Source organism: Halorubrum sp. SD683, from assembly GCF_002135045.1.
Lineage (GTDB): Archaea > Halobacteriota > Halobacteria > Halobacteriales > Haloferacaceae > Halorubrum > Halorubrum ezzemoulense.
On record NZ_NEWJ01000089.1, the window covers coordinates 1 to 9,660 of the forward strand.

Consider the following 9,660-nt stretch of genomic DNA (forward strand, 5'->3'; position numbering starts at 1 on the left):
CGCGTCGCCACCCGCCGGTCGCGGGTCCCGCTCCCGAACGGTCGCTACCGGCTGAAGCTCCTCCGTCGCCTGACCGACCCGCTGATGCGGATCCGGAACCGCGACCCGCCGAGCGTGGGCGCAACCGAGTCGCTGACCCTTCCCCGACCCGAAGACGACGAGGCGCGGCGCGCCCTCGGCGACCGGGCGACGGTCGGCGACCTCGACGCGCGGCTCTACCTCCCCGCCGCCGAGCCCCCCTACCCGACGGTCGTCTTCTTCCACGGCGGGGGGTTCGTCCTCGGCAGCGTCGAGACCCACGACTGGCTCTGTCGGCACCTGACCCGGGAGAGCGGGTGCGCCGTCCTCTCGGTCGAGTACCGGCTCGCGCCTGAACACCCCTTCCCGGCCGCGGTCGCGGACGCGTACGCCGCCGTCGAGCGGGCCGCGGACGCGACCGAGCGGCTCCGCGGGACCGGCGACCTCGCGGTCGCGGGCGACTCCGCCGGCGGCACCCTCGCCGCGGTGACCGCCCTCATGGCCGCCGAGCGGGACGGCCCCGACATCGCCCGACAGGCGCTCCTGTACCCGGGGATCGGCGTCGACCCCGACCAGGAGTCGATGCGGGAACACGCCGGGACCGTCCTCTCCCGGGCGGACATCGAGTGGTTCTCGGCGGCCTACTACCGGAGCGACATCCACCGTCGGAACCCGTACGCCGACCCGATCAACGCCGGCGACCTCTCCGGCGTCGCGCCCGCGACGGTCGTCACAGCGGGCTTCGACCCGCTCCGGGACGGCGGGAGGGCGTACGCGGAGCAGCTCGTCGCCGACGGCGTGGCGACCCGATACGAGAACTACCCCGCGATGGTCCACGGGTTCATGACGATGCCGGAGGTCGACCGGGCGCGCGACGCGATCGCGAGCGTCGGCGGCGACCTCTCCGACGCCTTCGGCGACTGACGGCGTTCGACGACCGACGGCGGTCGGTGCCCGTGACAACCCGTCGCAGGGCGCCGGTGGAATTTATTCGGCGGGCGACGACGCTCACGACGTGTTCCCCGAGACCATCGAGACGGACCGGCTTCGGCTGGAGGTGCGGAGTCCCGAACACGTCGACCTCGACGAGTGCTATCGGATCTGCTCGTCCGATCCCGGCATCGACGAGGTGACCGAGTTCGTCACGTGGGACCCCCACGAGACGAAGAAGGAGACGCTAGAGTTCCTCGAACGCGGGCGCGAGCGCTTCGAGGAGGGCGAGGCGGCGACGTACGTGATCTACCCCCGCGAGGGGGAGGACGGTGCGGGCGAGATAGCCGGCTTCGGCGGCTTCGGGGTCGACTGGGAAAAGCGGACGGCGACGCTCGGCACGTGGCTCCGCAAGCGGTTCTGGGGCCGCGGCTACTCCGGCGAGCGCGCCGCCGCGCTCGCCGAGGTCGCGTTCGCAGACCTCGACCTGGATGTCGTCGCCGTGGGCCACCACTCCGACAACGAGAAGTCGCGGCGCGCGATCGAGCGGTACGTCGACCGCCTCGGCGGGCGACGCGAGGGGCGGCTCCGCAACGAGCTGGTCTACGCGGACGGCACCGTCCACGACGAGGTCCGGTACACGATCTCGCAGTCGGAGTGGCGCGAGGCGACGACCTGATCCGACGGTGTCCGCCGATAGACGCACTCCTGCGGCCGTCGACGCGATCGTTTCGCGTCCCGATCCGACCCAACAAACACTTACGCCCGCCGAAACGATACCGGGCGCATGTCTTCGACAGCCAGCGGCGGATCGAGCGCGACAGGGGCGGAAAGGAGCCTCGGCCGCGGCGCGGTCGTCGGGGCGGTCGCGGGCGCGGTCTCGTACGTCCTCGGCTACCTGGTCGTCTACGTCACGCAGAGCGGCCGGGTCGAGGAGGGGCTCTCCGGGATCAACTTCTTCGCCGACCTGTTCGGCGGCGACACCATCTCGGTGTGGCGCGGCGTCGGCTGGGTGTTCTACAACGCGCACTTCGTGGACGTGAACGTGCCCTCGCTGATCGGCGCCGCCCGCTCGGTGAACTTCGTCGCGCAGAGCGACGCCGGGCTGACGTTCCTGTACGCCGTGCCGCCGCTGCTGCTCGTCGTCGCCGGGGTCGGGATAGCGCGCGCGGCCGGCGCGGCGACGCCGGTCGACGGCGCGCAGTCCGGCGCGCTCGCCGTCGTCGGCTACCTCCCGCTCGCGGTGATCGGCGCCTTCCTGTTCCGGTACGCCGTCGGCGACGGCGGCAGCGTCGCCCCGACGCTCGTCACGGCGGCGCTGCTCGCGGGGCTCGTCTATCCGGTCGTCTTCGGCGCGGTCGGCGGGGCCGCGGCCGGCGCCACGGCCGAGTGACTGGTGGATCAGTGAGCGACGGGCCGAGTGACCGGGAGAGCGGCGACGGGCGCGCCGGGTCGGCGCCTCAGTACGCCTCGTCCTCGGGGTCGAACCGGTCGCCGTACTCGCGGACGGGGTCGACCGGCTGCCCCCCGTCGGTCTCGGGCGCGACGTAGTCGATGAACGACTCGACGTCCGGCTCGCGGACGCGCACCTCGACGTCGATCTCACCGAGTTCGTCCGGATCGCCGACCGCGAAGTTGACGACGCCTTCGAGCGCCGCCTGCTTCTTCAACGAGAAGGCGAACCCGTCGTCGGTGCGGTTCTGTCGGAAGACGCGGCGGGCGGTGTCGAGGATCTCCTGCTCGTGGAGCACGTCGGAGAACGCGTCGAGGCTGTGCGTCTCGGAGACGAGCCGCCCGTCCTCGTGGACCGGCTCCGCGTCCGGGAAGACGTTCTCGACCGCGTCGGCGACCCGGTCGGTCACCTCCGTGTCGTGGACCGGCACCTCGATCCGAACGTCGACGCTGTAGATCACGCGCCGTCACCCCCGGCCTCGGCCGCCTCGGCGGCGTCGCCGTCCGAACGGTCCGCGCCCTCACCGTCGACGCCCAGCACTTCGCGGACGCGCTCGCGGAACGCCGCGAGGCTGTCGGTGTTGTCGATCTCGACGTCGGCGCGCTCCAACGTCTCGCCGAGTCCGAGGTCGATCTCGCGGGCGTCGCGCCTGCGGAGCGACGCCAGGTCCGAGTCGGAGTCGTCGCGGCCGCGCTCGCCCAGCCGCTCGGCGCGGAGCTTGAAGGGCGCGCGGATCGCGACGAGCGTGAAGTCGTCGCCGAACGCCTCGCGGAAGCGTTCGAGCTCGACGGTCGAGCGGAGACCGTCGACGACGACGGTCTCGCCGCGCTCGCTCTTGGCCGCCGCCTCCCGGATGCGCGGGAGCGTCCGAGCGGCGATGGCGTCGTCGCCCTCCTCCTCGCGGAGCGTGCCGGCCATCCGGCCGTGGTGTTGCGCCGGGTCGAGCCCGCGGCGGCGACACTCGGCGCGGACCACGTCGCCCATGACGACGACGGGGATGCCAGCCGCCTCGGCCACGTTTGCCGCCTCCCCCTTCCCGCTGCCGGGGAGGCCGACGGTTCCGATGACGTTCATTACCGGTCGCTACTCCGCTCGCGGACTTAGGTCTGCTGTTGGCCGGTGCTGAGCGGCCCGCCGCGAACCGCGGGCGTTTTTTAGACGCGGCGGATCAGAGTCGAGTGAGGGCACGTAGCTCAGCCAGGATAGAGCGTCGGACTTCTAATCCGATGGCCGTGGGTTCGAATCCCACCGTGCTCGCTTCGAACCCGTCGGTTCTCGGGTCGTCTGTCAAACACCCGAATTTGGGGTCGATCGCGTCTCTGCGATCGGATTGTTAAATCGTCCGAGACGCTGCGGTTCGGGTTCCGTTCCGCAGATTAACGGGTCCCTCGCACGCATCCGACTTTCACTGGACGCGGCGCCGAGATCGCCTACCCGTGTTGCGGTTCTCCGTGGACCGTCGATCGGAACCGGCTCGGCGGGACCCTCGTCCGGCAGGATCCGAAATCGACCTTCGACCGCGACGGAAACGATACCGAGCCCGGCGGTGTCGACACGACGTCTCTCGAACCACCGATACGGAGCAGTATCGAGCACGCTCGCCCCCGCCACGACCCGGACGGCATCGCCCGCAACCTCGCCAAAGCGGAATCACGGACCTCGGCGTCCTCGATCGATCCCTCGTCGTCGAAGACTGTTGGTGGAACAGGTAGCTGCGGCCTCAGAATGACCTGCGCCTGTACACCACCCCCGGTCAGCGGTGGCCGGCACACCTTGCGCGTGAATCCCGGTCTCATTCCGTCTGGACACAGAGAATCTATCTGGCACCGGATTCTAGCCCGCCGTGAACTCAAAGAAGGCGAATGGATGCGGTCGAGGGGTCGATTTCGACCTCACCGCCGATCGGGATGGGACACGTCGGGTACGTGTGTCCGAACTCGCAATTGAAGACAACCGGAGCGTTCGGATTGTACGTCTCGAACGCGTCACTAATCGCCTCGCGCTGGCGCTCCCGATACTCCGCCCGCCACTCTCGCGGATTCTCTTCGATGTGTGAGCGAGCGGCGGGGCGTCCGACAAGCACACCGTCGAATCGTTCGAGAAGGCCGCGCTCGCCGAGTGCGCGAAGGTTCGCACCGACGACGGCCGGGTCAGGGACCAATTCGCTCGTCTCTAGCGCGAGGACAGTACCGGTCAGCGCGTCGGGGTCGGGCAGGTACCGATCGGCGAGGAACTGTTCGACGAGGACTGCGTAGCAACCGCCCCAGATCCGACCCGAGACCGCCTCTTCACCGCCGCGCCAGATCCGGCCGTCGGATTGTTCGATCTCGCGAGTAGTCTCGACCGACTCCGGATCTTCCCAGTCCCCGGCCTCGTCAGTGAACACCTCTGCTTCGGTCCAGTCGCCGATCGAGTCCTCGAAGAGCGCACGCCGCAGGTACTCCTCCGTGTAATCGAACATCTCTCCGTCCATCGCGTATTCGAGCAGCGTCGATCCGCCGTAGTACGAGACGATCCCCTGGTTCCAGAGGAACAGGGCCAGGTTCGTGTTGTCTGAGTACCCGTAGAACCGGGTCGGGTGTTCACGGAGTACATCTCCGTCGAGATACGGGAGGATCGTGATCTGGTCGTGGCCTCCGATGTTTGCGATCACGGCTGAGACGTCCGGGTCGCGGAATGCGTTCATAACCTCCTCGGCGCGTGCCTCCGGATTGTCCGCAAGCCACTCCGGGTCGGCGGTCGCGGTCGGATACTCCACCGGATCGAGGTCGAAAACGTCGCGCATTCGCTCGAGACCGAGTTCGTAGATGAACCGCGCAGACTCGGGTGCGTTCGACGCCGGCGCGACGACCGCGACCCGATCGCCGGGTTCGACAGGGTGCGGAGTGAGGAACTCAGACACGACTGGGATCTACGAAGGGCGTCATATATCTTTTATTCACCCGTGTGCCGCAGTATCAGGAATAATCGGGAGACTGGCACGAGACGCACGAGTGGACGCCCGATACCCGCTTCTCACTGCGCGAATTAAGCGTCGAGACGGTCTCCGTCCAGATTCACACGGCAGATCGCCCCGCAGAACACGGGAGAGTACAACGCTTGCGTTCTGCGTTCGGCACGCGCTTAGCGGACTCTCAGCGGGAGAGGGTTCAATTGCGCCGTGATAACGAGTCCAACGTCTCGTGAGCTACCCCTTCCGGGTGCCATACGCCCAAGTGCTCGCTCACCGCAGTGACACGCGTGTACCGACGAGACCTCAGAGACACCGACTACGACGGGCTGCTCGCCGACATGGCCGTCGCAGACCGCGTTGTCCAAGCCGCGGTCGGACCCGACGGGCGGATCGCGTACGCGAAGAACCGCGAGCTGACCACCGACGTCTGGCTGGCGACCGACGGCGAGGACCGCCGGCTCACGAGCCGGGGGGCGTCGGCCATGCGCTACGGGCGCACCGACGCGCGGTGGCTCGACTGGAGCCCCGACGGCGACCGGATCGCCTTCGTCACCGGCGACGCCGAGCTGGCGACCGTCGACGCCGACACCGGCGCGGTCGAGGTGCTGACCGACTTGGAGGGCGGCATCTCCGGCCTCGCGTGGGGCGAGCCCGGGATCGCGATCGTCACCGACGCCTTCTTGCGGGCGAGCCTCGCGGTCGTCTCCCCCGACGGCGACCGGATCGAGGCGATCGCGACCGGCGAGTACCTCTACGCCGACCCGCACTGGCAGGGCGACAGCGTCGTCGCGACGCGCTCGGCACACGCCGACCTGTTCGACTACGAGGCCGCGCTCGTCCGCGTCCCGTTCGGTGGCGACGGCAGCGGGGCCGTCACCGAACTGTTCGCCGAACCGGGCGTCCGGGCGGCCTGTCCGCGCCCGCGACCCGGCGACGACGAGGCGGTCGCGTTCGTCCACGACGGCAGCGGATACGACGCGGTGTACGGCGTCGGCGGCGACGAACCCGCGGCCGACGGGAGCGACTCGCCGACGCCGATCTACGGCGTCCCGGAGACCGAGATCGCCGCGCCCGAGTGGAACGACGCGGGCGACAGGCTCGCCGTGACCGCCACCGCGGGCGGCCGGACGCACGTCCACGCGGTCGACGTCGACGGCGCGCTCGCGGACGCCGGCCCCGGGACGGGCGCCGACCCCGACGCGGCCGCCGACGCGACCGCCCTCGCGACCGGCGACGCGATCCACGGCGCACCGCGGTGGGACGGCGACCGCGTGCTGTCGGTCCGGGAGACGCCGACTGAGCCGCCGACCGCGGTCGACGCGGCGACCGGCGAGCGACGCACGCCGACGGCGACGGCGGGGCTGTCGGACCGGCTTCCGGCCCCGGAGGCGTTCACCTACGACTCCGACGGGACCGGGGTCAACGCGGTGGTCCACCCGCCCGCGTCGGCCGCCGAGCCGGACTCCGTCCCGCTCCTCGTGAAGCCGCACGGCGGTCCGACCGCCTTCGACGGCTTCGGTTTCGACCACCGGGCGGCGTACTTCGCGGCGCTCGGCTACGCGGTCGTCCGCCCCAACTACCGCGGCTCCGACGGGTTCGGTCGGGCGTTCCGCATGGCGAACGACGGCGACTGGGGCGGCGGCGACCTCGACGACGTGATCCGCGCCGCGGACGCGACGGCGGCGCGCTACGACGCCGTCGACGGCGACCGCGTCGGGATATTCGGCGGCTCCGGCGGCGGGCTGATGACCGTGAACGCGCTCGGCAACAGCGACCGGTTCCGCGCCGGCGCCGCCTTCTACGGCGTGTACGACTACGAGTCGTTCGTCGACGACACCGACGACGTGGGGTGGCAACTACTCAAGCGCGAGCTGGGCGACTTCGTCGCCGACCTCGACGCCTACCGCGACGCGAGCCCGATCCGGGCCGTCCCCGACATCGACGACCCGCTCATGGTGCTCCACGGCGAGGAGGACGCCCGCGTCCCGATCAGCCAGTCGGAGCAGCTCGTCGCCGAGCTGGAGAAACACGACGCCCGCCACGAGCTCCGCCGGTACGAGGGCGAGCCGCACGGGTTCGGCGAACTGGACCACGTCCTCGACGCGTACACCCGTGTGGCGGACCTGTTCGCGAAGTACCTGCGTCGGCTCCCGGACGACGGGAGCAGTCGGCCGTACGAGCCGCCGGAGTAGGCCCCGACCGGCGCGCCGACCGTCGGCGATCGCGGCGCGCTCCGAACGTCGGCGATCGCGGCGCGCTCCGCGCCCATCGGCCCGTGCCTCAGTCCGCGGCGGGCGGCGTCCCGAGGTACTTCTCGTTGAGTTCGTACTCGCCGTCGTCGCCCTCGACGAGGTACTCGCCGTAGTAAGGAACCCGATTGGCCACCACCTCCTCGAAGGTGTCCGCGATCTCTTCGCGGGTCATCTCGCCCATCGACCGGAGGTCGTCGTTGCGGTTGAGACACCCCTTCAGGTACCCCTCGTGGGTGACGCGGACGCGGCCGCAGTTGGCGCAAAAGTCCTCGTTCTCGACGGGGTCGACGATCTCGACCATGCCGCCCGTCTCGTCGTCGCTCGCCTCGCCGACGAAGTAGCGCTTCCGGTCGTGCATCTCGCGGTGTTCGACGCGGTCCGCCTTCTCGGCGAGCCAGTCGTGGACGCGCCCGATGTCGACGTTCCACTCCGGCTTGCCGGTCAGCTCCGGCATGTACTGAATGAGCTGGAGCTGGAGCCCCTCGTTGTCGGCGACGTGCTCGACCATCTCCTCGACGTAGCCCGCGGTGTGCGTGAACACGACCATGTTGAGCTTCACGGGGTCGAGTCCGGCCTCGACCGCCGCCTTCACGCCTTCGAGGACCTGCTCGTAGGCGCCGGACTTCGTCACCTCGGCGAAGTCGTCCGGGTCGAGCGCGTCCTGCGAGACGTTGACGCGGTCGAGGCCGGCGGCGTTCAGGTCCGCGGCGCGCCCGGGGAGGAACGTGCCGTTCGTCGTCATCGACACCTCCATCGAATCTGGCGTGCGCTCGATGATCTCCTCCAGATCCTGCCGGAGCATCGGCTCGCCGCCGGTGAACTTCACAGCGTCGACGCCGTATCCCTCGACGACCTCGAGGAACCGGACCACGTCGTCGGCGCTCATCTCCGCGTCGCTCGGCTCCATCGGCCCGCGCGTATCGCCTAACCCCTCGTTGTGACAGTAGACGCAGTCGAAGTTACACCGGTCGGTAAGCGAGATCCGCACCCCCGTCACCTCCCGTCCGAAGTCGTCCGCGAGTGGGCCGGCCATGGAAGACAGGAACGACCACGCGCGCTTAAATATCCGGGTCGTTCGTGCGGATAGGTAACGTTTGCCGGTTACGTCCAAGCCGACGTGCGGCCGACCGACGGTTACGTCGAGACCGGTGAGCGGCCGACCGACAGTTGCGGTCCGAGTCCGCGCAGCGGTCACAGCGACACGCGCAGTCCGTCGGCCGCGGCCCGTACCTCGCCGTCGAACCCCGCCTCGCGGACGCTTTCCGTCATCTCGCGCTCGCGGCCGCCGGTGTGCGGGTAGAGGTGCGAGAGCAGGAGCGTCCCGACCTCGACGTCCGCCAGCGACTCGCCGAGGCTCGTTGGCGTCGGGTGATTTGACACGTCGACGTCATCTGGGAACGAGCAGTCGTGGACGAGGCAGTCGGCGCCGTCCGCGAACCGCGCCATGCCCGCGAACGCCTCGGTGTCTCCGGAGAGCGCGAGCGGGCCGTCAGCGGCCGCGGCGTCCGAACTCGGCGGCGAGAAGCGGTAGGCGAACCCGTCCATCGAGTGGCGCGTCTCCCGGGCCGTCACGTCGAACCCGCCGGCGGCGAACGGGCGCGCGCTCGACACCTCGCGGACGGCGAGGTCGATCCGGCCGTCGAGGTAGTCGTGAACGCCGAGCAGGCCGTCGACGAGCGACTTCGTGCCCGCGGGCCCGACGACTTCGAGGTGTTCCTCGCCGGCGAGCCAGCGGGCCTTCAGGAGCGGCAACAGCGCCGCGACGTGGTCGAGGTGGTGGTGGGTCAGGAGGACCGTCGAGACGCCTTCGTAGCCCGTGTCGGTCCCCGCGAGCCGCTGGAGGACGCCGCTGCCGCAGTCGACGAGCAGCGATCGGTCGCCGTCGTCGAGGAGGTAGCCGGCCTGCGCGCGGTCCGGGACCGGCATCGCGCTGCCGGACCCGAGCACGGTGAGTTCCATGCCGACGGGTCGCGGCCCCACCCACCTAATTCGCCCGGCCGCGCCGCGGTCGACCGTGCTCCGCCCCGGTCCGAACGGGCGCGCCCCGAGGGCAG

General features: G+C 70.2%; 9 protein-coding genes and 1 tRNA gene. 5 read left to right on the plus strand and 5 right to left on the minus strand.

Features of this window, described 5'->3' with window-relative positions; all coding sequences use genetic code 11:
- The 3 genes from B9G49_RS14590 to B9G49_RS14600 form a co-directional block, all read left to right on the plus strand.
- Positions 1–942, plus strand: a 942-nt coding sequence (locus B9G49_RS14590; protein WP_143414719.1) for an alpha/beta hydrolase, incomplete at its 5' end; no start/stop codon positions are given.
- Between the two features lie 91 nt (positions 943–1,033).
- The gene (locus tag B9G49_RS14595) at positions 1,034–1,627 is read left to right on the plus strand and encodes a GNAT family N-acetyltransferase (RefSeq protein WP_086216856.1); all 594 of its coding nucleotides are present in this window, start codon (positions 1,034–1,036) and stop codon (positions 1,625–1,627) included.
- Positions 1,628–1,735: 108 nt separating this feature from the next.
- Positions 1,736–2,341, plus strand: coding sequence for a transporter (locus B9G49_RS14600; protein WP_086216857.1), 606 nt, complete (start codon positions 1,736–1,738; stop codon positions 2,339–2,341).
- A 67-nt stretch (positions 2,342–2,408) separates the two neighbouring features.
- On the opposite strand, the gene B9G49_RS14605 is transcribed toward B9G49_RS14600, so the two are convergent.
- Entirely contained in the window at positions 2,409–2,861 is a 453-nt protein-coding gene (locus B9G49_RS14605) for an RNA-binding domain-containing protein (RefSeq protein ID WP_049930931.1), read from the minus strand.
- The gene (locus tag B9G49_RS14610) at positions 2,858–3,475 is read right to left on the minus strand and encodes an AAA family ATPase (RefSeq protein WP_086216858.1); all 618 of its coding nucleotides are present in this window, start codon (positions 3,473–3,475) and stop codon (positions 2,858–2,860) included. Before B9G49_RS14610 ends, B9G49_RS14605 begins: the two co-directional genes overlap by 4 nt.
- A gap of 108 nt (positions 3,476–3,583) precedes the next feature.
- Here B9G49_RS14610 and B9G49_RS14615 point away from each other — a divergent pair.
- A tRNA-Arg gene (locus tag B9G49_RS14615) sits at positions 3,584–3,658 on the plus strand.
- Positions 3,659–4,250: 592 nt separating this feature from the next.
- Here B9G49_RS14615 and B9G49_RS14620 read toward each other — a convergent pair.
- Positions 4,251–5,303 (minus strand): S66 peptidase family protein, encoded by a 1,053-nt coding sequence (locus B9G49_RS14620; protein WP_086216859.1) that lies wholly within the window; start codon positions 5,301–5,303, stop codon positions 4,251–4,253.
- A gap of 338 nt (positions 5,304–5,641) precedes the next feature.
- On the opposite strand from B9G49_RS14620, the gene B9G49_RS14625 reads away from it, so the two are divergent.
- Complete coding sequence (locus B9G49_RS14625) at positions 5,642–7,546, plus strand: prolyl oligopeptidase family serine peptidase (RefSeq protein WP_086216860.1); 1,905 nt, start codon at positions 5,642–5,644, stop codon at positions 7,544–7,546.
- 88 nt (positions 7,547–7,634) lie between these two features.
- Here B9G49_RS14625 and moaA read toward each other — a convergent pair whose 3' ends face one another.
- Together moaA and B9G49_RS14635 are read right to left on the minus strand one after the other, a co-directional pair.
- Positions 7,635–8,639 carry a GTP 3',8-cyclase MoaA gene (gene moaA / locus B9G49_RS14630; RefSeq protein ID WP_086216861.1) on the minus strand — a complete coding sequence of 335 codons (1,005 nt, stop codon included), beginning with the start codon at positions 8,637–8,639 and terminating at the stop codon, positions 7,635–7,637.
- Between the two features lie 158 nt (positions 8,640–8,797).
- Complete coding sequence (locus tag B9G49_RS14635; protein WP_049930940.1) at positions 8,798–9,565, minus strand: MBL fold metallo-hydrolase; 768 nt, start codon at positions 9,563–9,565, stop codon at positions 8,798–8,800.
- Between the last annotated feature and the right edge of the window lie 95 nt (positions 9,566–9,660).